Genomic DNA, 22,430 nt, shown 5'->3' on the forward strand with positions numbered 1-22,430 from the left:
TCTGGTTTTTTCTCTTTTACTTCGCTTTGATCTTATTGATCGCCAGCTTTGGTATCATTGCAGAGAGCTAGATAGGAGAAGAAGCGTATGTCTAATCATCCAGACCCGCATGAAGGCCATCATTTTGATGTGACTAACGCTGAAGGGCGTTTTCATTGGTTTTTTAAAGAGTTTTGGCCCATTATTTTGCCGGGCTCGTGCTTTTTGCTTTTGTGCGCCATTCCATTAACCCTGTCCGGGATGCTGCACAATTATTTTAGTGCCTCCGATGTTGTGTGGGGCGGCTATGGACTTTTATTGATTGCAGAATTCCTGGTGGCGATTGTCATTGTTTGTTTGTTGCCCCATTTACTCGGTGTTTATATGTTGCTGTTGGCCATTTACGGGCTGGTGCTTGCTGAAAACGGCAATGCCTGGAAGGTGGGCTTTATTAGCGACGGGCATAACACCTGGATGATTAGCAGCATTGCGATTTTGTTTTTAACTTATCTGGCAATCGGAAATCTGGTTTTCCTGAATTCTTTGCGTAATCAAAGAAAAAGTCGCTTGTAAGCGCAATTATTTTTGTGCTACAAAGGTACCTTAATCTGTGTGTCCATGTGAAAAACTAGGAGATTCCCCTTTCTATGGTTAAGATTCGTTTGAAGCGTCAAGGCCGCAAACACCGTCCGTTTTACCGGATCGTGGTTACCGATATTCGCAATCGTCGCGATGGTGCGCCTTTGTCTGAGTTGGGGTACTACAATCCAATCTCCAAAGAATTAAAACTGGACAAGCAAGCTGCTTTGGACTGGATTAGCAAAGGCGCTCAGCCTAGTGATACCGCTAAAAAGCTGATTGAAAAAGCTGATGAAGGTGGAAACCTGATTAAGCTTGAGTCAGTTAAGCGGGACAAGCTTTCTAAGAAAGCGGCTGAAAAAGCGAAAGCTACCGCCGAGTAGTTTTTGCTGCCATCAATCTCGATCATTAAAAGAGGCCTAACAACAGGCCTCTTTTTTAATGGGAGTTACAACTTTTGCTTAACTAGCAAACTAAATTAGTTGCCCAGGCTGACGTTTTTTGGGCTTGACTGGTCCAAAGCGGCAATGGCGGTAGGGCCTACCACTCCACTTAAGGCGGATCGGTTGCTGCTCAGGGCCTGCTCGGCATTCTGAACCTCCTGACGGGCTGATTCCATCAGGGATTGCATTAAGGGCTTCAGGGCCTCGGTATCTTTGGTGCTTTTTAATTCGGCCTGCTCGCCGTACTTCAGCATGGTGCTTTGTGCTTCTTGAGCCAGGCTAAGTCTTTCTTTAGAGTGTTTGTAATTGTAGTACAGGGTGATCAGCTGATTCTGCAGCTCTTCTACTTCTTTGGCCAAAATCACCATATCGGCGTCAGTCACTCTGGCCAGCGCAGAATCGGTGGGGTTGCCACTCATCAAATCCTGAATCATGCCTGAACCAATCAATCCGGCAGGCGTTCCGGTCCACATACTGCCCGCTACACCGCCCAGATGGACCAGACTGCCCAGCATTCGTTTGGAAAAGTTATCGCCTTCCACAGGCTTACCGGTTGCGTCCCTGCGGGACAGTTTTTCAATGGCGTAGCGAATGGTTCCGCTGCGCTCTACCGCCGCTTCCCAAAGCATGCCGATGTCAGTTAGCGCAAGTTCTTCCTCGTCCCGGACTTCGTTGTAGATGGTTTTGTCTTCTTGCTCCATATTCTCCGCAAGCTGGTTCATGTTTTTACGGGTTTCGGGGTCCAGCTTTTTGGCGACTTCGTTAATTTCTTTTTTGGCCGCTTCATCTAAAATGGGCTTGGGTTCAACGGCATGCGTTTTTGAAGATTTGGCGGAAGCTGCCGCTGGCTTGGCTTTGCCTTGTGCCAAAGCACTAAACGGCAGGCTGATGGCGGTTACCAGTATCAAACTCAGGGCCAAAACCTGTTGGTTGGTTTTTTTCATTGAAACGGGTTCTCCGGGTTTTCTGGCCCTGCGTTGTGGGTAGCCTGTGAAATATTGAGCGGCTCAATGTGTCTGCTTTCTTGCAGGTGAGGGCCGATTTCCATGGGCTGTGGCAGTTCGTATTTTTTGAAATTTTTGTTGTTCTGCACGGTCTTTTTCGGCGTCTTAATCTTGGCGGGCGGAAGTTCCGGGCCAACCATTTCCGTGATTCTGGCGGTGTTGTGGGGTGCGGCGGTTTCAATGGGCAAGGGGCCTACCAAATCCTCGGATCCAGAGCGGTTGTTGGTCGGCGCGGCGCTTGCTGTGCTGGTGTTTTCAGAGACATGGACGGCTAACTCCAGTCGGTTAACAGCTTCGGGTCCAGCCAGCCGCTCCAGTTGCACACGGTTTAATTTTGCTTTTTGCCGCAAGGCCGTTTCACTGAGAACCGACTGATAGTAGGCGGCTCCTGAGGCCATAATGGCCAAATCGTTTTTGGAGGATAGGGCTTTGGCGTAAATGGCGTTGTTTTTAACGGTCACTTGATGGCTTTGGGCCAGATTTTGCAAGGTATTTTTGTAATCCTGATAGCTGTGTATCAGTCGCAGTTTCAGTTCATCAATGAGGCTGGCCAGCTGAATTTGCTCTGTAGCGGACAGGCTGCCTACATTGACCTGGGTTTTACCATTCACCATATTTTGCAAGGCGTTCCCCATGGCCATACTGCCCATGTTTTGGTATACGCTGGCGCCGGGTAACATGGCGGGAACCATGGTGGCTCCTGAAATCAGCATATTCAGGGTTTTGGTCATAAACCGGCTGGATTGCTTGGTTTGTAGATCGCTGGGGGTGGCCAGTTTTTCCAAAGAGAAGCGAATGACCGGATTTTTCTGGATAGTGGCTTCCCACAGAGATTCCAAATCGGCTTCATCTACCCTTCTCTGGATTTCCAGCAAGTTTTCCAGTTGATCGGTTTTAATGTGTACGCTTAAGTCTGTATTGAGCTTTTCTATTTTGGGTGAGGCTTGTAAAACCGGGCTTTGAACGGCGGACAAGGCCACAGGCTCCAGTAAGTCCTCACTGCCTGACTCCACGCTTTCAACCAGCTTGGCGTTAATACTGGCCACGGGGGGTAAAAAATCTCGCTCTACCAAGCCTTTTTGGGCAGGATTTGCCGCAAAGCTACTATTAACTTGAGTAAACAGAATGCTGGCCGCCAAAACGACTCCCATCCATGATTTAACAGGCGAGGTGGCTGGTGCAGTCGTTTTACTCATCGCGCGATTGGCCTTGTATTTCAGGGGTGCTGGATCCGAATCTGAATAAAGATATTATCCCAATAAAACCGGCCAACGGCGACCGATTTCTGAGAGGCTCTATATTCTTCGTAAAAATTAACAAGCCCCTGCTTGTTGAACGTGCGTTTTGTGAGTTAGGACGGGGATTTGGTCAATGGGTTCCCACTTACCACTGAGTGACCTCACCGGGGGTTTGAATCACTTGCATGCTGTTTAAATCGCTGGCGTAGTAGTTGCCTGGTTGAATCATGGCGTCGGAATCATGCCCTTTGCAAGCATAGTGGCCGGGATGCTCCTCTTCCACGAGTTCCAGCTTTGCCAGTTGGCCCATGCCTTTGTGGGCATAGCGATCAAAAATCATCAGGCGCAAGGGGCCGCCGTGTATGGCGGGCAGGGTTTTACCACTGGCTCTTACGCAAAACAAGGCCCGTTGTGTATATAGGTCTTTCAACGGCAAATATTCCACATGCCCGCATAAATTGGTTTGCTTGAGGTATTTGGCTTCTGGCTGGGGGCAAACCCGGTGCAACAGTTCTTGCACCACAAAGCCTTCCCAGGTGTCGCGGTAGGTGTAGCCATCCGCGAATACCAGCCGTCTGTTTTGCTGGATACGGGTAAATTGGGCAAAATCTTTCAAAGAAAAGCTTTGGGGCTTGTCAACCAGCCCACTCACTTCCATGGCCCATTGGTTTAAATCAACGCTTTTATAACCATCCATATAGCTGGCAGGCCAGTTGGGGAATGGGTTATTGGACTTAACGCCCAGCTGGTCCGGCTTATCGGTAACGGAACCCAAGGTTTGATTGTGAAGACTGTAAAACATGAGGCTCATTTTAGCATAAGCGGCTTAGAGCCCCCACAGTTTTTCGCCGAAGGAAATTTTTGATTGGGCCGATCCGTGCTTTCCTGTGCTTGAGCTTTGCCTGAAATGAATTTGAACAAAGCGGCTGATTTTGCATCTCTTCAAAATACAGCGTTTGTTCTATCATAGGATGATACAAAAGTCGTGATGAGTGATCCCCCAATCCTCAGGAAACCTCCGCAGGTGTTTATGAGCCGTTCCGTTTTTAAACGATTAGCCCTTATGGCGTTGTTGGCCATGTTCTCTCAGGTGGTGTTGGCTTCGGCCGCAACGTCGGCCATTACCCCTGATCCCAGTAATATTCGCATGACCGCGGATAAACAGTCTTATAACTTGCCAGAAAAGAAATATATACTCAGCGGGCATGTCACCGTTGCGTTTCAGGATATGCGGATTACCGGCAACAAGGCCGAGGTGGATATGGATGCCGCTGGGAAGCCGCAAGTGGCTAACTTTTACAATCGGCCCACCTTCAAGCGCATTAAGCCCAATGTGGGTGAAGATAACATTGTGGGCGATGTTATCAAGGTTTATCTGGCCGAAGATCGTTACGGGGCTTTGGGAAACGTGGTGTCTCATATTGCCACCGTGGCCGCTGCCCCGTTTTTAATTCGCTCCGATGCTCAGGAATTTGACAATAAAAACAAGGTGGTTTCAGCCAGCGGTAACGTAAAGGTGGATTATAAAGGCTCTCGTGCTTTTAGCTCTATCGCCAACGTTCGCATGAAGCCCGATGGCAAGGCAGACCGGGTTATTTTTTCCGGTGGGGCTAAAATAGAGCAGGAAAACAGTGTCATTAACGGCGATCGCATTACGGTGATGGTTGATTCCGGGAATTTGATCGCTGAAAATCATGTAACCACCAATGTGAATTTGAAAGAAAGCCCTTCGCCCATTGCCAAGCCCACCACAACCCCGGCTTCGGCTAAACCCACCAAGGTAATTATTACCTCAGATTATCAGCAGTATGACAAATCATCCGATGTGATGATGGCCAGCGGTAATGTCAAAATTCTCTACGATGATTATGTGGCCGTGGGTCCCAAGGCCACTTTTAAGCTGAAGGGCAATGATCTGGATCGCATTTTCCTGACCGGACGCCCCACCATTACCGAGCCGGGCCGGGTAATTACCGCCGATAAAATTACCATTACCACCAATCCCAAAAATTTTGACGCGGTAGGCAATGTAAAAGTGAACTTCAAAACCGAAAACAAAGGCGCTCAGCAACCGGCCGCCACGCCTGCCAAAGGGCCTGCTACGGGTGCTAAAGCCTTGCCCTCCGATGAGGCCTCGGACTATTAGTTAGAACGCCCTTCGGTCTTTCTCCGTCTTAATCTGGTTGAGTTTGGAATTCTTGCCCTATGCCCCTCATCGTTGAACATCTTCGTAAAAGTTATGCCGGTCGTCCTGTGGTCAACGACATTTCTTTCGATATCAATCCGGGCGAGATTGTAGGCTTACTGGGACCCAACGGGGCCGGAAAAACCACCACCTTTTATTCCGTGGTGGGCATTGTCAAGCCCAATGGGGGCACTGTCTCGCTGGATGATCGGGTCCTGTCCGGGTTGCCCATTCATGAGCGGGCCAAGGCGGGTATTGGGTATTTGCCGCAGGAAACGTCGGTCTTTCGCAGCTTAACGGTAGAAGAAAACCTGGCGCTGGTACTGGAATTTCAGCCAATGAGCGCCAAAGAACGCCAGCAGCGTATTGATACATTGCTGGAGGAGTTCGGAATCACCAAGCTGAGAGCCGCTTCTGTCATCAGCCTGTCTGGGGGGGAGCGACGTCGGGTTGAAATTGCCCGGGCCATTGCCACCAATCCCAAGTATTTACTGTTGGATGAGCCTTTTACCGGTATTGATCCCATTGCCATTCAGGATATTCAAAAGTTAATTGTATTGCTGAAAGAGCGGGGACTGGGCATTTTGCTCACCGATCACAACCCTCGGGCCACCTTGTCGGTGGTTGATCGCGCCAATATTATTCACGATGGCAAGTTGATTTTCTCCGGTACCAACGTGGCCGTCGCCCAGAATGAAATGGTTCGCCGAACCTATCTGGGCGAAGACTTCAGCTTGTAGGAGTACGGAACGTTGAGATCGACCAAACTTTTCTCCCTGCTGGACTGGTACTTAGGTAGCCAGCTTTTTTTGATTGTGCTGTTTGCGGTGGTGCTGTTCAGTATTATCTGGCTGGCCCCGGAAACCTTGTTTAAACTGACCCAGTACGTTTTTGGCGGACAAATCAGCCCTTGGCAGGGCCTGGTGATGTTTTTGCTGCATTTGCCGCAAGTGTTGCCGCAAACCATTCCCATTGCCGTATTGCTGGGAACCATTATTCTGTTTCAGCGGCTTAGCCAGAACTATGAGCTGGTGGCGTTATTGGCCAGTGGCATTAGCCCTGCCCGTATTTTAGCGGCAGTACTATGGATTGGCCTGCTGTTTGGCGGGTTTCACGCGGCGGTAAACGAGTGGGTGATTCCTAATACCGCCAATTGGCTGGAAAAATATTATACGGATGCCGAATTAAAGGACGTGCCTGATCGCAACTTTTTGTTTGTGGAAAAAAATCACGATAAAAAGCTCAGCAAGTTCTTTTTAATTGGGCAAATCCAGAAGCCGGAATTATCGGATTTTATTATTTTGTACTATACCGATACCCCTCAGGCGGGGGTACAAATTTCTCGAATCATTCGGGCCAATACGGGCCGCTGGATGCCCAAAAGCCATCAGTGGGAACTGAAGGATGGTATTGAGTATGTTTTGGATGAGGATGGCGTTTACCACGATATCCGTCAATTCAGTCAGCAACAAATCAGAACGGATAAATACGCCGCCATTTTGCTGGATTACACCCAGCAAAACCCCATGATTATGCCTTGGGGCCAGCTACGGCAATACATTCGCTTGATGAAAGAAGGCGGCCAGTTGCAGGATGTGCCGTTTTTTGAAGTACGGGTCTGGCAGAAGTGGTCTGCGCCTGTGGCCACCATTATTTTTGCCTTGCTGGGCGCTTTGCTGGGCATGGAACGGGTCAGAACCAACCGGGTCTATGGGTTGTTGTTCGGTGTGATTGTGGTCTTTTTCTACAGTATTCTGGTGCCGTTTTCCGGTAGTTTTGGTTCGCTGGATTTGATTGCCCCCTGGCTGGTGGCCTGGATTCCTTTAATGGCCGCTATTTTAACTACGCTTGTATTGCACTCGTTGCGCCCTACACAGGGATAGCGTTTTTTTCACCGCTTTCCCGTTTTAAATCGGTTTCAGGTTGATCTCGTCCGGGTGGATATGGTGAGAGTGTTTCAAGATGCTCTAAAATGGAAAAAGCGAGTAAGGGTGAAAGTACCAAGTCGATTGCATGGCTATGTTCAAAAACTATTATCAAGTTTTGGGGGTGGAAACCTTTGCGGACGCAGAGGTGGTCAGGCAGGCTTTTCGAAAACTGGCCCGGCAACATCACCCGGATTTGAACGCTGGCAATACCCAGGCAGAAGAACGCTTCAAACAACTTAATGAAGCGTATGAAATTTTAAGCAACCCGGATAAGCGGGCCATGCATGATGCCAGTTTGCAGGCCATGCAGCAAGGCAGCGCCACTGAAGGCAAAAACGCTTATAAAAAACAGGCGGCTCAGCAGGCTAAAGGAAAAGCTACGCCTCCCCCACCCAGCGAGAAAAAAACCACTGCCCCTCCTTCCGACAAAACGCCGGAGGACAAAGCGCAAACCAAGGGAAGCACTACCTCTATTAACGATTTGTTTGAATCTTTTTTGAAAAAAGGGTTTCAGGACAAGTCTAATCAAGCCTCATCCACCGAAGGCGTGTTTAAAACCGGCAAGGAAAGCGGCGGTAAGCCCTCCGAAAAATCCGCTCGGGGCGAGGATGTGCATGTAAAAACGGTGATTGCCCTTCAGGAAGCCTCAGAAGGGGTGGTTAAAACGGTCAATGTTCAGCATAACGAGCTTTGTCGCCGTTGTTCCGGCACCGGAAAAGTGAATGGGGCGGTTTGCCCGGTGTGCCATGGGGAAAAGATTTTAATTCGTCTGAAAAAAATTGATGTGCGCATTCCGGCGGGGGTTAAAAACGGTTCCAAAGTTCGGGTGGCCAAGGAAGGCGGGAGGGGGCAGGGGGGTGCGGAAAGCGGAGACTTGTTTCTGCAAATTGAAATCAGCTTTGATCCGGCCTTACGCATAGAGGGCATGGATGTTTACGGGGAAGTGCCGATTGCGTTAACCGATGCCGTATTGGGTTGTGAAATTGAGGTCAACACCCTGAATGGGGGCGTTAAAATGACCGTGCCAGCCGGTACTCAGCCCGGTAAGGTGTTTCGGCTGAAGGAACGAGGGGTGCAAAGTGGCCTGACGCAGGGGGATCATTTTGTGACCGTGGTGGTGGTGCTTCCCGATCATTTGTCGGCCCGAGAAAAAGAGTTGTATCAGGAACTGGCCCGGTTGCGTCCTGAAAAGCCCAGCCCCAAAAAGCCTCGCTAAAAAAGTGAATAGCGGGCCTACATCGTTCGGATGATGTTCGCCGCCTGAAAAATCTCCATACTATGGAGGAACGTGGTGAAAGTGTGGAGTATTGCCGGATGAGCGGGACTGGCCTCAGGGTTGATCGTGGATTGAGAATAATGGGCCTGCTGATGCTGGGGTTGGCGCTAGCGTGCCTACTGACCCCTCCGGCTATGGCCCAGTTGGGGATTCCTACCGTGGATATTCAGGTAGGCTCTGCCACCAATCCCCAGGAAGTGAGCAAGGGGCTGCAAATTCTGGTTTTGCTCACCGTGCTTACTTTAGCGCCCGCTATTTTGGTTATGGGCACCGCTTTTACCCGCATTGTGATTGTGTTGTCTCTGGTGCGCCAAGCCATCGGTACCCCTCAGTTGCCACCCAGTCAGGTGATTATTGGCTTGTCTTTGATTTTAACCTTTTTTGTGATGTCCCCCACCTTCACCCAAATTAACAAGGAGGCGTTTCAGCCTTATTTAAAGGGGCAAATGCCGCAAGAGCAAGCGTTAACCAAGGCCATGGTGCCGGTTCGAACCTTTATGTTCAAGCAAACCGCGCCCAAGGATCTGGAATTGTTTATGAGTCTGGCCAAATTAAAAAAGCCCAAAAACCGGGGCGAGGTGCCTACCCACGTTCTGCTGCCCGCTTTTACCATTAGTGAGCTTAAAACGGCTTTTCAGCTTGGGTTTATCATTTTTCTGCCGTTTTTGATTATTGATATGGTGGTGTCCAGCGTGCTGGTTTCCATGGGTATGATGTTTTTGCCGCCCGCCACAGTGGCCCTGCCCTTCAAGCTGGTGTTATTCGTGCTGGTGGATGGTTGGCACTTGATTTCCCAGTCGCTTGTCACCGGATTTGGTTAGGAGACAGCGCATGACAGAATCTGCCTTTATTGATTTATTGCAAAACGCGTTGTGGCTGATTATTTTGCTATCGGCCCCCATGTTGCTGGTAAACCTGATGGTGGGGGTGTCTATCTCTATCTTTCAGGCGGTTACCCAGATTCAGGAAGCCTCTTTGTCCTTTGTGCCAAAGCTGCTGGCTTCCTTTTTGGTACTCATTCTGGCAGGGCCGTGGATGACCCAGATGGTGCTGGATTACTCCAACCAGATTTTTGAAACCCTGATTGAAGTGGCCCAAGCGCCCAAAAAGTAACCTCAAAAATTACCCCCAAAAATTACCCAAGGAGCCTCGTTCATTTGGATTTGAGTCTGCTGACCCTGAATACCGTGATTGGCTTCCTACTGGTGCTGTTTCGCATTGCCGGAATGATGGCCAGCGCCCCGTTATTCAACATGCACAACATTCCCAATCAGGTTAAGGTGGGTTTTGCGGTTACCATTGCGCTCATTCTGTTTCCCTTGCACGCGGGCAATCTGGTCATTCCCAAAGATTTAATTCAGTTTGCTCTATTGGCGATTCAGGAAAGTATTTTAGGCATTCTCATCGGCTTTACGGCCAATCTGGTGTTTATTGCCCTGCAAATTGCCGGGGAATTTTTTAGTATGCAAATGGGTCTGTCCATCGCCAACTTGCTGGATCCGGTTACCAATACCCAGTCGGCGGTGGTTGGGCAGTTCTTTTTCTACTTTGCGGCGCTGTTGTTTTTGAATCTGAATATTCACCATGCGTTGATTGTGGGCGTGGATCGAAGTTTCAATGCCATTCCTTTGGGGCATTTTATTGGGGAAGGGAACTTAACCGGAGGCTTGATGGCGGAACGGTTTATCCGGCTTAGCGGCGATATGTTTATTATGGCCATGATGGTGAGTGTGCCGCTGATGTCTATATTGATCTTGCTGGAAATCGCGTTGAGCTTTGTGGCTAAAGTAATGCCGCAAATGAATATTTTTATCGTGGGCTTGCCGGTTAAAGTGGGCGGCGGCCTTTTTGCCATGATGGTTAGCCTTCCTTATCTCAGCACCTTGCTGGGAGAACATTACGCCACCCTCGTCAAGGTCCTGCTGGGCCTTTACAAGACGTGAGGGGAGGCTAGCAGAAGATGTCTGGAGAAAAGACAGAAAAGCCAACTGGCAAGCGTGTCTCTGACGCGCGGAACAAGGGGCAGGTTGCCAAAAGTCAGGATTTTAACGGGGCGCTGGTTTTAATCGCGGTCACCTGGATGATGGGGTCTATGGGACCTTACACCATTAATACCGTTTACGCCCAAATGCAATATTCCTTTGGCAAGCTGTTAACCAGCCCCATGGCGCTCAAGCCTTTTAGCAAGGAAACCTTTCAGGGGTTGTTTGCCGGTACTCTGGAGTCCATGATTTGGCTGATGTTGCCCTTTTTGCTATCGGTGTGCGTAATGGCCATTATCTCCAACCTCACCCAGGTAGGCCCCTTGTTTACCATGCAAGCGCTTGCTCCCAAGCTGGACAAGCTGAATCCACTGAACGGGTTTAAACGCCTTTTTTCAATGCGTTCTGTCATTGAAGTGGTGAAGGCCATTATTAAAATGAGTATTATCGGGGCTTGCGGCTATTCGGTCATTCGTGGCCACTTGCAGGAGTTGATGGGGTTGGGCGCCCTGGAAGTACCCACCGCGTGGGGCGTGATTGTGGGCGTGGCAGGCGAAATTGCCAAGTGGGGCTGTATCTCGTTTCTCATTATTGGTATGGCCGACTGGCGCTATCAGGCTTGGGAGATGGAAAAGCAACTCCGCATGTCCAAACAGGATATTAAAGATGAGCGCAAGAACATTGACGGCGATCCCATGATGAAAAGCCGCATGCGGCAAATGGGAATGAAGATGATGCGCACCCGTCAGCTGGCGGCAGTGCCCACCGCCGACGTGGTGATTACCAACCCCACCCACTACGCCATTGCCCTGAAATACGATCCAGACATTGCCCCTGCCCCGGTGGTGGTGGCCATGGGAAAAGATATATTCGCCCAAAAAATTAAGGAAGTGGCCAAAGAGGCAGGGGTTCCCATGGTGGAAAACAAGCCTTTGGCCCGTGCGCTTTATCCGGTGATTGAGGTGGAATGCATGGTTCCGCCAGATTTGTTTGTGGCCGTGGCCGAAGTGCTGGCGTTTGTGTTCGCCAAAAACAAGGGACGCAGGATGGCCGCCCAAAAACGCTCTAAAGAAGCGGCCCAAAAAGAGGCGGCCCGGAAAGCGGCGGTTCAGAGAAAGCGGGAGGATGCTAGCGAATGAGTTCCCCTTTCAAAAACCTGCCTAAACTGGGCTGGAAAGACCTGCTGAAGCACAACGATGTGCTGCTGGCCGTCGGCATTGTGTTTGTGGTCACCATGATGGTGATTCCCCTTTCGCCCTTTTTGCTAGATGTGTTTTTGACCCTGAACATTGCCTTATCCGTTACCATTTTGCTGGTCACCTTATACACTCAGGAGCCGCTTCAGTACTCCACCTTTCCCACCGTGCTGCTGTTTGCCACCCTGTTTCGTTTGGGCCTTAACGTGAGTACCACCCGCCTGATTTTGCTGTATGGCGAGGCCGGAGAGGTGGTGCATGCCTTCGGGAACTTTGTCATTGGTGGCAACTACGTGGTGGGTATGCTGATTTTCATCATCCTCATCATTATCAACTTTATTGTTATCACCAACGGTGCGGGCCGGGTATCGGAAGTAGCGGCCCGATTTACTTTGGATGCCATGCCCGGTAAGCAGTTGAGTATTGATGCCGATTTGAACGCGGGCATGATTGATGAGAAGCAGGCCAAGCAGCGCCGCCAGAATATTCAGCGAGAAGCCGATTTTTACGGAACCATGGATGGTGCCAGCAAATTTGTAAAAGGCGATGCCATTGCCGCCATTATCATTACGGTGATTAACATTGTGGGCGGCTTGATTATTGGTGTTTTGCAAATGGGAATGCCTTTGGAACAGGCCGCCGCCACCTTTACCACCTTATCGGTGGGGGATGGTCTGGTGTCTCAGTTACCGGCCTTAATTATTTCGGCGGCCACTGGTATTTTAGTAACTCGGGTCAATGATTCTGAAATGTCTCTGGGGGATGAAATCGGGGGACAAATGTTCCAGAACCCCAAAGTCTTAGCCATTATGGGCGGCCTGATGCTGTTGATGGGTATGGTTCCCGGTTTGCCCAACCTGCCGTTTTTAGTGGTGGGCGCTTTGGCCATAGGCGGTAGTTTTTTACTGGTTAAAAATACGCGGGAACAGGCCGAAATGAAGGTTTTGGAAGACAGCAAGGCCAAAACCGTTCAAAAAAAGAAAACCACCACCGAAAATGTACTGGATATGCTGCAAGTGGAAACCCTGGAGCTGGAGATTGGTTACCGGCTGGTGCCTTTAATAGAGGCTGAGGCAGGGGGCGATTTGCTGGATCGCATTGCCCAGATTCGTAAGCAAATCGCGCTGGAATTTGGCTTTGTGCTGCCTTCCATTCGGGTGCGAGATAATTTGCAGTTGCCGCCCAACCAGTACAACATCAAGCTACGGGGGGTGACCATTGAGCAAGGGGAGGTGATGGCCGATTTGTGGCTGGCTATGAGTACCGATCCTGATATTACTGAACCCATTGAAGGCATTGAAACCAAAGAACCCGCTTTTGGGTTGCCTGCCTTGTGGATTGAATCGGATGAGAAAGAGCAGGCCGAAATGGTCGGCTATACCGTGGTAAGCGCTTCTTCGGTGGTATCTACCCATTTAACCGAAATGATCAAGAAAAACGCCGCCGAAATTCTGGGCCGAGGCGATGTGCAGAACTTGCTGGGCAATACCAGAAAGGTGAACGAAAGCCTGGTGGGCGATTTGGTGCCGGATACCCTGACTGAGGCTGAAATCCAGATTGTTTTACAAAACCTGTTGCGGGAAAAAGTCAGCATTCGGGATATGGTTACCATTCTGGAAGCCCTCAGCTATCATTGCCGGGTGAGCAAAGAGCCTGACTACCTGACCGAGCAGGTACGCATGGCGTTGTCTCGCAGTATTTGCAAGCAGCATCAAAACCCGGATACCGGAGAGTTGCCTGTGGTCACTCTGGACCCCATGGTGGAAGAGCAAATGGCTCAAGGCTTAACGCAGGATGGGCAAACCCTGGCCATGGGGCCTGCCTTTACCCAAAAACTGTTTGCGGCCCTCAATCAGGAAATTGAACGGGTAATCGGTGCCCACGGGGTGCAGCCGGTATTGCTGTGTAACGCCCGTTTGCGGCTGCCGTTTCGTCGCATGATTGATCGGATGCTGCCGCAAATTGCGGTGTTGTCCTATAACGAAATTGGCCCTAGCGTGAAAGCCACCGCCGTTGGCTCGGTGCGGGTGGATTTGGCCCAGCTCGCCTAGGTGGAGGATTAAAGGTGTGAGTAACCGGATTAATTGTTCCAGAAATTATAGGATGGAGATGAACACCCTTTTTCTGAAACCGGAGTGTGGTTTGGTATGAAGTTACCCATGAAAGTTGCTGGCCTGTGCTGGAGCATTACGTTTTTAGTGACCTCAGTGCCGGGTTTTTACCAACAAACCCGGCCTATGGATTTTGCGGCCATCACCACCGAAAGTTTTTCGGGAATGGCGATTGTGGAAACGCTGGCGGTTAGCCTGCTTGGTTCTTTTGCGGCGGCCATTATCGGTTTTATGATTGGGGATATTCTGTCTAATCCCCACGGAACCCCGAATGACAACAAAAAAGAAGGGGCTTCTTCGGGCTTGCCTGCGACGGATGGAAATGGAAATATGGGTTCTCCCGCTGAGTTGGCTTTGGGCAAAAAGCTTGACGATTTATACCCGGAAGACCCACCGGAGCCGGAATTGGAGGGGGAGCCACCTACTCCTGACACCAGTTCCTGATTTCGGTTTGAACCGGCCAATTTCCCCTTTTTGGCCAACTGTTGTTATAATGGGGTATTGAGTCAAGGCGATGCTGGAAAAGTATTAAAGCTTTCAGGGTTTCGTCCGATTTAATAATTACCGTTTTCCCCAAAGGAAAAAGGTGTGTTGGAACTCAATTCGCAAGGTTACATGGGTACAGTCGAACCTCCAGGCACTCCAAGGCCAACCGATTATCCCGCAACACCGACTTTCATCGGCCCTCGAGATAATGCCTTTCAGCATGCCGAATCCTCCCTATGGGTGGCGTTTCTGGTTAACCTTGCCGTGGGCGGCATTAAGTTTTTGGCCTGGTGGTTTTCCCGCAGTCCGTCCATGTTTAGTGAAAGTTTGCACTCCTTTGGTGATGCGGTAAACAGTATTGCCCTGATTTTGGGTAACAAGTTCAGCCAGAAGCCGCCGGATCGAACCCATCCCTTTGGCTATGGGCTGGAAGCCAACGTTTGGGCCTTAGCGGCCTGTGTGTTCTTAATTGCCACCTCCGCCTGGGCCATTTCCGAAGGTTTTCATCACCTCACCTCTCCCGATGCCATTACCTTGCAAGGGTATGTGTTATCGGCCACCATTCTAATCATCAGTATTGGGTTGGAAATTGTGGCGGTTCGCCGTGCCTCTCAGGCCGTTTTGGAAGAGATGCAGATTAAAACGCAAAATGAATTTCAAACCTTTGCGCTGGCCTATCGCAACATTAAAAATGTGCTTAGCCCCACCACCCGGTTTGTGTTTTATGAAGACAATATCGCGCTGTTAGGTGCTTTTTTGGCCCTAATCGCCATCTCCATCTCCTTCTTCTCGGTGGAGTCCGGGTGGATTTCAGCGGAAGCCCTGGAGTCTAATTTGTTTGCGGCTGTATTAACCCGATTTGACGCTATTGTGTCCATTGTTATCGGTTTTCTGCTAGCGGGTATGGCCATTTACCTGTTTCGTCATAACCGGGGCATTCTTACCCAAACCTCGGCTTCTCCCAAAGTGGAGAAAAAAATTACCGATTTGGTCACCAGTATGCACGGTGTCTCCGAAATTCTGGATTTAAAAACCCTGGATCACGGCATTGCCGGCTTGACTATTCACTTGCAAGTGCAGGTGGATCCTTATATTCAGGTAAAAGACGTGGATGATCTTACGGACCGCATCAAGGACAAGATTCAGGCCCGCATTGCACAGGCTTCTCAAGTGTTTGTGGAAGTTTTGGCCGATGAATCTGAAATTGAATGGGGCGAAAAGTTTAATTCACTGGTAGAGCAAGGCCGCAAAGAAGGCGTACTGGATGCCCGCTCCGAAATTTTGCTGAAAAACGTCTACGATTTCAGCGAAGCCACGGTAAAAGACATTATGATTCCCCGGATTGATGTGGAATATGTGGAAGTGGAAACCCCGTTGTCTGAAGTGGCCGATTTGATGATAGAAAGTGGCCATTCCCGGTTGCCCGTGTTTAAGGAAAACGTGGATGATCTGGTGGGGCTGGTTCACTCTCGGGATGTGTTTGACCTGATTCGCAAAAACCAGATGGACACCCCGCTGGCCAATGTGGTTCGGGAAATTGATATTTTTCCTGAAAACAAGGGCATTAGCGACTTACTGGAAGACTTTAAGCGCAACAAAATCCGCATTGCGGCGGTGGCCGATGAACATGGCGGTTTTGCCGGTTTGGTAACCGTTGAGGATGTGATTGAAGAGATTATTGGTGAAATTTGGGATGAGCATGAAGAGGAAGAACCCATGTTCACCTTTATGGGAACCAACCGGGTTAAGGTGAACGGCAAGTTTGAAATTGAGGATTTAAACGATAAGTTAAACCTCAATATTCCGTTTGATGATTTCAAAACCATTGGCGGCTATGTGTTTGGTGAACTGGGCCGGGAGCCTGAACAGGGCGATGAAGTGGACTTTGAGGATTTGAAGTTTACAGTAGATGAGGCCGATGGCCCCCGTATCGTGAGCGTGATTATTGATTCCCCGGTGCCCTTCGAGGTGAAAACGGAAGAATCTGAAACCCGCAACGGCAGAAGCAATGGGGAAATGAAGTCGGCCAGCTAATCGCCTAGTTTTAAGCCTTTGCCCGTATGGGTGGGTATGCAGGTGGCGGCCAGTTTCAGGTCTTGCCATTCCTCAGGGCTCATCAGCGGTCGTTCATTGAGGCTGGGTGGGGTGTTTAGGATGGCTTGCTCTACAGAGCGCTGGCGGGTGGGCAGGGCCGGGTGGTCTTCGCCAAATACTTTCCATTGAATTTCCGTCCATAAAGACGCTTTGCCCATATCTTGCTTCATGTTGGAAAAGGCGGTGGTGTAGCCCATCGGGGTGTATCCGGCTCGTTTTAGCAGGTGAATGGCGTTTACGTCCGCTCGGGCTTCGTCTTTGCGCTCCTGAAAGGCAAACCATTGAAATGCCGCTGCTGGGGCCGCAATGGAAATAAAGATTCCTTTTAAAAGGCTGCGAGCTTGTAGAAGCCAGGTGCTAGCCTCTTCCAGTACCAGTGCTGCCGTAGTAGCAAGCCCATAACGCTTTTTGCGGGCTTTGGCGTCTTCAAACTGAACGTGAGAAAGTTCATGGGCCAGCACAAAGGCCAATTCTTCCGGGGATTTGGCCCGCTTTAAGGTATCCAGATTGAAGATAACCGTACCGTTGCTAAAGGCCGCCGCGTTGTAACTGGGCTTGTTCACAATCTGAATGTTAAAAGCCTGCTGAATGCCCCCTGCTTTGGCCAATCGGTTGGCAATGCGGGTTAGGGGAATGGTGGCCTCTGGCAGCTCAATGGGTTTGGAGTGCTTTAAAACCAGTTCATCAATTTTGCTGGAAGATTTTTTGGGAAGCGGTGTTGGGTAGTCTACATCGCTTTCAGTGGCGGCGTACATGCCAAGGGTGGTTACTGGAGGCTGTGTTACCCAGACAGGCGGCTGTGGCCGATAAGGTTGGGGTTGGGCTGCGTAAAAATTGCCAAGGCTTGAAATAGACATAACACCCCACTGAATTAAATTGGCTGGTCAATTGATTAAAATGTACTGCGCGGGTGCTGTAAAATCCAGCCTGTTTGAAAAGTTATAGGGTTTTTAATGGCTGCCGCTGTGCTGCTAATACTTGCATCACTTGTTGGTGCAGGGCTTGCTGACTGTCCAGCGCGTTAAAAATATGGATTCGCTCGGGCTCTTGTTGGGCCAGTGCTAAAAAACCTTCCCGTACCTTGCGGTGGAATTCCGCTTTTTCGCCTTCCAGTCGATCGGCTTGCCCACGTTGGGTGACCCGTTGGGCCAGAACATGGGGGTCGGCGTCAAATAACAGGGTCAAGTCCGGCTTTTTGCCCTGAATGGCAATCTGGTTCAGTTCCTGAATGGTTTCAATGGAGAGCCCTCGCCCATAGCCCTGATAGGCCAGTGTGGAGTCCATATGCCGATCGCAAAGCACCATTTTGCCTTGCGCCAGCGCCGGGAATACCACTTCATCCATGTGCTGTGCCCGATCGGCGATAAACAACAGCAGTTCGCTCATGGGGAATACGGTTTGCTTAGAGTGCAGCAGTATTTCCCGCAGCTCCATCCCAAAGGGGGTGCCGCCCGGATTTCGGGTAATCACCACGCTTTGGCCGCTGGCTTGCAATGCCTGGGCGCACAAGGCCAGCTGGGTAGATTTGCCGGAGCCGTCAATTCCCTCAAACGTGATTAATAAACCCTGTTTTTGTGTTAAGCCCATGCGCGTATCATCCACCCTGCCAATTGATTGCAAGCGTTTATTATAAACAAAGCAGGCGGCTGGCGGGGATGTTAATCCCGGTTTTTGAGCGGCAGCACTTTTAGGCGGCGATTGGGCTCATCCCCAATGCTCACACTGGTTAAATGGTGCCTTTCCACCAGCTCATGCTGAATGCGGCGGATATAGGAGCGTCTGGGGGCCAATTCAATGGCGATTTTTTCAGCCAGCGCCATGTCTACCGCTTCTTGCGCTTCCCGTAAGGCCAGTTCCATTTCATCTTCAAACGGGGTTTGAATCATTTGTCCGGCAAAAGCGCCTACTTCCGCATCCAGCGCTTCTCTCAGCGCCCGCTGGATTTGGGGCATGGTGTTGGTTTTGGCGTAATACACCGGTACTTCGTAATCCTGAGCCAGTTTTAAAATTTTAGAGCCCGGTCGGGCGTTGGCCTTTATGGCAATGACCGCATTGGCGTCGTACACGTTTTTGGTAATGCGGATGTGGTGCATATTCAGCCGCTCTAAAATACGATCCAGATAGGACTTGCTGACCCCGTAAACAAAAACACGATACTCTTCCTGCCCCACCGGCAGCGCCGAATCATCCCGGGGATGCTCGGAGAAATCGCCGGGGTTGAAGCTGCCTGCCGGGGGGTCCATCATTTGGGTGGGCATGACTTCAAAGTTGGTTTTCAGTACTTTGGTGGCCCCGGTTTCAGCGTCCACCCGTCGAATTTCTGGAAACAAGGTCCAGCCCCTCAGCAGGTGATCCACCGCTTCGGCCACATCCGGGTAAACCGCCAGTGTGTTGCGATCCCGGATTTCAATACAGATGTCAAAAGTCGGCTTTTTGGCTCGCTCCTGAATGGTTTTTTGAGAGGCCCGCCGCTTGGCTTCCTCATCGCCCAGGGTCACGGTTTGAATGCCCCCGGCCAAATCCGACAACATGGGGTTTTTGACCAGATTTTCCAGGGTGTGCCCGTGGGCGGTGGCCACCAGAATAACGCCCCGTTCGGCGATGGTGCGGGCGGCCATGGCTTCATCCTCGGTGCCGATTTCATCCACGATGATCACTTCCGGGGTGTGGTTTTGTACCGCTTCAATCATGGTTTCTTTCTGGCGCTCTCGGTGAGGCACCTGAATACGGCGGGCTCGGCCCACCGCCGGGTGTGGAATATCGCCATCCCCCGCAATTTCGTTGGAGGTATCCACGATTACCACCCGTTTTTGAGACTCTCCGGCCAGCAGCATGGCGATTTCCCGGAGCCGGGAGGTTTTGCCCACCCCCGGACGGCCCAGCAGCAGAACGCTTTTGCCGCTTTCAATAATATCTTTAATGGGATCAACCGTTCCGGTAACCAGTTTCCCCACTCGGCAGGTCAGGCCTACAATATCGCCTTGCCGGTTTCGCATGGCGCTGATACGGTGCAGGGTTCGGGGGATGCCAGCCCGGTTATCGCTGGTAAAGTAACCCATGTGTTTAACCACATGGTGGATTTCGTCCAACGTGACCTGTTGTTCGCCCAGTTCCAAAATGTTGCCTTCTGAAAACCGGGCCTCGGCCATGCGGCCCAGATCCATAACAATTTCTATCAAGTCATCCAGATCCACCGCTTGAATGGCTCGGCGGAGCCGCTCGGGCAGAATGTCGATGAGTAGTTGGAGATCAGTAGCGATGGCGCTTTCCTCAAATAAAACAGGATTGACGGATGGCGGATTCGATACATGGGGTGAGTTTAACGGCTGCAGAAAATTTCTGCTCGCATGTGCAGGCTTTTTCAGAGTCACTTTCCCTTTCGAACTTTTTCCCTCTTACTTTCATTATATCGTATGGTTGGATGATTGTCTTAAAATTGGAAAAGCCCTGTTTGAAACTTTACTTTCGATTGGATAGTTTCTATTTTCGTTGGTATTGAGGTGGATGATTTGGGTGGATTGCAGGGGAAAGCATTTTAGAGGCGCCGGTCTGCGGATCGGCTTTGAAATGCCTGTGTGATTTGGGTGGCCACCGCTAGCGCCTCTGGTTCGTTCAGATTCCAGACCGCTTGCCGAGCCACGGTTCCCATGCCCGCCCCGGCGATCCATTGATAAGGCGCTTGTTGCAGCAGGCAAGCTGTTTGTTGGTTAATCCCCCCGGAAATGGTTATGGGAGGCGCTTGTAAGTTGTTTTTCTCAAAAATATGTCTGGCTCTCACTGCTGCTTCCAAGGCGGGCAAGGAAGCTTCCAAGTGCGTGGTTCCCGACATGGGGAGTCCGTCTATCTGGAGCAGTATGGGCATAGCATGGCGCCGCTGGGCGGTTTGCACAAAGCTCAGTACTTGCGGGTCATCGGGCTGGTCCAGCCGAAAGCAAAGCGCTACGAGCTTATTGTGTAATAAATGTCCCCAGCGATTTAAAAAAGCCTCCAGCATATAGGCATCCACAAAGTGGCTATGGATTTCCACGGCTTCGGTGGCCGGATGCTTCAGCGCTGCTTCAATCTGACTTTCCACCTGAAAGGGCAGCAATCGTAAGGCATCGGTGGGGCAGGTGGGAACGCATCGCCCGCAGCCATAACATAGATTTTGAGACACTTCCAGCGCACTGGACAGGGTAAAGGCTTCTGTGGGACAAACCGGCAGGCAAAGTCCGCAGCCAATGCAGTCGGCTTCGGTCAGTTCGATTTTTCGGAAATGCGGGTCGGCATCCAGTGGAATGCTGACCATGATCACCGGTTTTGGGCCTTGTACCGATTGCACCGCCCGCCATACGGTTTCAATCAGGGCTGCATCGGGGGCAATGTCAATGCAATCGACCCCGGCTCGACTGTAGATGTTGCTGAGCTGGGCGATTTTATCCCCTTCCGTAAAGCTACCGCCCCCAATCAGTTTAAAAAAGCGGCGCTCATCCAGCGCACGAACCATGCGGGCTTGGCTTTCGCTGAGCGAGGGGGGGGATTGGGGTTGGGGTAATGGGAATGCGGAAAATGTCATCATTCCACCTTAGCCAAAGGAGAGGCTCGGTTCAACATGAGCCCGCCGGGTCATGCTGTTTTTATGGGGGTGTCTTGTTCGCTGAGTGTGGTTTGAGGTATAAAAGGAATTCATCTTCTAGTCATTTTTCATGCCGATGTAGCTCAGTTGGTAGAGCAACGGTTTCGTAAACCGTAGGTCACCGGTTCAATTCCGGTCATCGGCTCCAATATCTAGCGGCTTTTGTGCTGCTTTTTGTTTTTATAGGGTTCTTTTTGTCGCCGTTTTGTCGCAGTTCATCAAAATATAAAGCAAGCAGCGACTGCAAATTTTATTTACGTACTCATTTATATTAATGAGGCGATTAAAAATGTGCAATATTGCCCAGTTGTCATAATATATAGTATGTAATGTGTTCTATTTTTTTGTTCATTGATTTAGGCTTATTTTACGAAGTATGAGTCTGGTTTTATTTGGGAAAGTGCTATGAAAAAAGAATTGATCGAGCTCTTGAGAAAAAATTTCGAAGAATATGCCCAAATGGAGGGAGATGTAGAGTTTTGGTATGCTCGAGATCTGCAACACCTTTTAGACTACGACGAGTGGCGTAATTTTTTAAATGTTATAAACAAAGCCAAAATTGCTTGTGAGGTTGTGGGTCAACAAATTGTAGACCATTTTGTTGATACCAACAAAATGGTTGAAATTGGCTCAGGGACAGAAAGAAGTGTGCTTGATATCAAGCTGACTCGATATGCTTGCTATTTGATCGCTCAAAATGGCGATCCGGGTAAGGGACAGATTGCTTTTGCGCAGACGTACTTTGCCATTCAGACCAGAAAACAGGAGGTTTTGGAAGCTCGACTATTACTTCAAGAACGACTTCAGGCGAGAGAACAACTTACCGCTAGTGAAACAGAGCTCTCTAAGAATATTTATGAGCGTGGTGTTGATAGTCAGGGCTTCGGCAACATTCGGAGCAAAGGCGATCAAGCGCTTTTTGGTGGCTACAACACCTCCCAAATGAAAGACAAGTTAAATATCCCCCCACGTCGAGCGCTGGCAGACTTTCTTCCAACCGTGACTATTACGGCAAAAAATCTTGCAACTGAAATTACAAATCATAATGTTAGACGAGATGATTTATACGGAGAAGTTCAAATTACGGATGAGCACGTGCAGAATAATCAAAACATCCGAGAACTGTTAGAAAAGAGTGGTATTAAACCATAAGAGCTGCCGCCAGAAGAAGATATCAAAAAGTTGGAAAGGCGCGTGAAATCCGAGGAGAAAAAGTTTTTAAAAGAGGTCAGACCTTTGCTGCCTGTCGTTGACAATTAGAAAGCGAATATGATTTTGGTAGAGGGCTATTTTTTTAGGCGTTCAAAAAACTTG

20 protein-coding genes, 1 tRNA gene and 1 pseudogene are annotated in these 22,430 nt (G+C 50.0%); 15 read left to right on the forward strand and 7 right to left on the reverse strand.

Annotated elements, in window-relative coordinates:
• Nucleotides 1-87 precede the first annotated feature (87 nt).
• Together ACEW81_RS03050 and rpsP are read left to right on the forward strand one after the other, a co-directional pair.
• Nucleotides 88-552, forward strand: a complete 465-nt coding sequence (locus ACEW81_RS03050; protein ID WP_373531495.1) for a hypothetical protein — start codon at nt 88-90, stop codon at nt 550-552.
• A 74-nt stretch (nt 553-626) separates the two neighbouring features.
• On the forward strand, nt 627-941 hold the full coding sequence (gene rpsP / locus ACEW81_RS03055; protein WP_373531496.1) for a 30S ribosomal protein S16: 315 nt from the start codon (nt 627-629) through the stop codon (nt 939-941).
• 95 nt (nt 942-1,036) lie between these two features.
• On the opposite strand, the gene ACEW81_RS03060 is transcribed toward rpsP, so the two are convergent.
• From ACEW81_RS03060 to ACEW81_RS03070, 3 genes are all read right to left on the reverse strand, one after another.
• A complete protein-coding gene (locus tag ACEW81_RS03060; protein ID WP_373531497.1) occupies nt 1,037-1,945 on the reverse strand; it encodes a hypothetical protein in 909 nt (302 codons plus the stop codon).
• Nucleotides 1,942-3,201, reverse strand: a complete 1,260-nt coding sequence (locus tag ACEW81_RS03065) for a hypothetical protein (RefSeq protein ID WP_373531498.1) — start codon at nt 3,199-3,201, stop codon at nt 1,942-1,944. The genes ACEW81_RS03060 and ACEW81_RS03065 overlap by 4 nt, the downstream gene beginning before the upstream one ends.
• Nucleotides 3,202-3,388: 187 nt before the next feature.
• Nucleotides 3,389-4,045 carry a molybdopterin-dependent oxidoreductase gene (locus tag ACEW81_RS03070; RefSeq protein WP_373531499.1) on the reverse strand — a complete coding sequence of 219 codons (657 nt, stop codon included), beginning with the start codon at nt 4,043-4,045 and terminating at the stop codon, nt 3,389-3,391.
• 228 nt (nt 4,046-4,273) lie between these two features.
• Here ACEW81_RS03070 and ACEW81_RS03075 point away from each other — a divergent pair, with 228 nt between their 5' ends.
• From ACEW81_RS03075 to ACEW81_RS03125, 11 genes are all read left to right on the forward strand, one after another.
• Nucleotides 4,274-5,389 carry an LptA/OstA family protein gene (locus tag ACEW81_RS03075; RefSeq protein ID WP_373531500.1) on the forward strand — a complete coding sequence of 372 codons (1,116 nt, stop codon included), beginning with the start codon at nt 4,274-4,276 and terminating at the stop codon, nt 5,387-5,389.
• Nucleotides 5,390-5,448: 59 nt separating this feature from the next.
• A complete protein-coding gene (gene lptB / locus ACEW81_RS03080; RefSeq protein WP_373531501.1) occupies nt 5,449-6,168 on the forward strand; it encodes an LPS export ABC transporter ATP-binding protein in 720 nt (239 codons plus the stop codon).
• 12 nt (nt 6,169-6,180) lie between these two features.
• On the forward strand, nt 6,181-7,311 hold the full coding sequence (locus ACEW81_RS03085; protein WP_373531502.1) for an LptF/LptG family permease: 1,131 nt from the start codon (nt 6,181-6,183) through the stop codon (nt 7,309-7,311).
• Between the two features lie 130 nt (nt 7,312-7,441).
• A complete protein-coding gene (locus tag ACEW81_RS03090) occupies nt 7,442-8,572 on the forward strand; it encodes a DnaJ C-terminal domain-containing protein (protein WP_373531503.1) in 1,131 nt (376 codons plus the stop codon).
• Between the two features lie 98 nt (nt 8,573-8,670).
• Complete coding sequence (gene fliP, locus ACEW81_RS03095) at nt 8,671-9,453, forward strand: flagellar type III secretion system pore protein FliP (RefSeq protein ID WP_373531504.1); 783 nt, start codon at nt 8,671-8,673, stop codon at nt 9,451-9,453.
• Between the two features lie 10 nt (nt 9,454-9,463).
• Complete coding sequence (gene fliQ / locus ACEW81_RS03100) at nt 9,464-9,745, forward strand: flagellar biosynthesis protein FliQ (RefSeq protein WP_373531505.1); 282 nt, start codon at nt 9,464-9,466, stop codon at nt 9,743-9,745.
• Between the two features lie 44 nt (nt 9,746-9,789).
• A complete protein-coding gene (gene fliR / locus ACEW81_RS03105) occupies nt 9,790-10,575 on the forward strand; it encodes a flagellar biosynthetic protein FliR (RefSeq protein WP_373531506.1) in 786 nt (261 codons plus the stop codon).
• 17 nt (nt 10,576-10,592) lie between these two features.
• Nucleotides 10,593-11,753, forward strand: coding sequence for a flagellar biosynthesis protein FlhB (gene flhB / locus ACEW81_RS03110; RefSeq protein WP_373531507.1), 1,161 nt, complete (start codon nt 10,593-10,595; stop codon nt 11,751-11,753).
• Nucleotides 11,750-13,861 (forward strand): flagellar biosynthesis protein FlhA, encoded by a 2,112-nt coding sequence (flhA, locus tag ACEW81_RS03115; RefSeq protein WP_373531508.1) that lies wholly within the window; start codon nt 11,750-11,752, stop codon nt 13,859-13,861. The genes flhB and flhA overlap by 4 nt, the downstream gene beginning before the upstream one ends.
• A 96-nt stretch (nt 13,862-13,957) precedes the next feature.
• Nucleotides 13,958-14,365 carry a hypothetical protein gene (locus tag ACEW81_RS03120; RefSeq protein ID WP_373531509.1) on the forward strand — a complete coding sequence of 136 codons (408 nt, stop codon included), beginning with the start codon at nt 13,958-13,960 and terminating at the stop codon, nt 14,363-14,365.
• Nucleotides 14,366-14,536: 171 nt separating this feature from the next.
• A complete protein-coding gene (locus ACEW81_RS03125) occupies nt 14,537-16,441 on the forward strand; it encodes a cation diffusion facilitator family transporter (protein WP_373531510.1) in 1,905 nt (634 codons plus the stop codon).
• Here the strand turns inward: ACEW81_RS03125 and ACEW81_RS03130 are convergent.
• The 4 genes from ACEW81_RS03130 to ACEW81_RS03145 all read right to left on the reverse strand — a co-directional run bounded on the left by ACEW81_RS03130 (nt 16,438) and on the right by ACEW81_RS03145 (nt 21,059).
• Nucleotides 16,438-17,358 carry a M48 family metallopeptidase gene (locus tag ACEW81_RS03130; protein WP_373531511.1) on the reverse strand — a complete coding sequence of 307 codons (921 nt, stop codon included), beginning with the start codon at nt 17,356-17,358 and terminating at the stop codon, nt 16,438-16,440. The two genes, ACEW81_RS03125 and ACEW81_RS03130, sit on opposite strands and share 4 nt — an antisense overlap.
• Nucleotides 17,359-17,440: 82 nt before the next feature.
• Nucleotides 17,441-18,088: a dTMP kinase gene (tmk, locus tag ACEW81_RS03135; RefSeq protein ID WP_373531512.1), complete on the reverse strand. Its 648-nt coding sequence runs from the start codon at nt 18,086-18,088 to the stop codon at nt 17,441-17,443.
• A 71-nt stretch (nt 18,089-18,159) separates the two neighbouring features.
• The gene (locus ACEW81_RS03140) at nt 18,160-19,872 is read right to left on the reverse strand and encodes a R3H domain-containing nucleic acid-binding protein (protein WP_373531513.1); all 1,713 of its coding nucleotides are present in this window, start codon (nt 19,870-19,872) and stop codon (nt 18,160-18,162) included.
• A 164-nt stretch (nt 19,873-20,036) separates the two neighbouring features.
• The gene (locus tag ACEW81_RS03145) at nt 20,037-21,059 is read right to left on the reverse strand and encodes an ATP-binding protein (protein ID WP_373531514.1); all 1,023 of its coding nucleotides are present in this window, start codon (nt 21,057-21,059) and stop codon (nt 20,037-20,039) included.
• A 129-nt stretch (nt 21,060-21,188) separates the two neighbouring features.
• Here ACEW81_RS03145 and ACEW81_RS03150 point away from each other — a divergent pair.
• Both ACEW81_RS03150 and dinD read left to right on the forward strand, forming a co-directional pair.
• Nucleotides 21,189-21,264, forward strand: a tRNA-Thr gene (locus ACEW81_RS03150).
• A 257-nt stretch (nt 21,265-21,521) separates the two neighbouring features.
• A pseudogene (gene dinD / locus ACEW81_RS03155) lies at nt 21,522-22,376 on the forward strand (DNA damage-inducible protein D).
• The last annotated feature ends 54 nt before the right edge of the window (nt 22,377-22,430 follow it).

Source organism: Vampirovibrio sp. (assembly GCF_041737375.1).
Classification (GTDB): Bacteria; Cyanobacteriota; Vampirovibrionia; order Vampirovibrionales; family Vampirovibrionaceae; genus Vampirovibrio.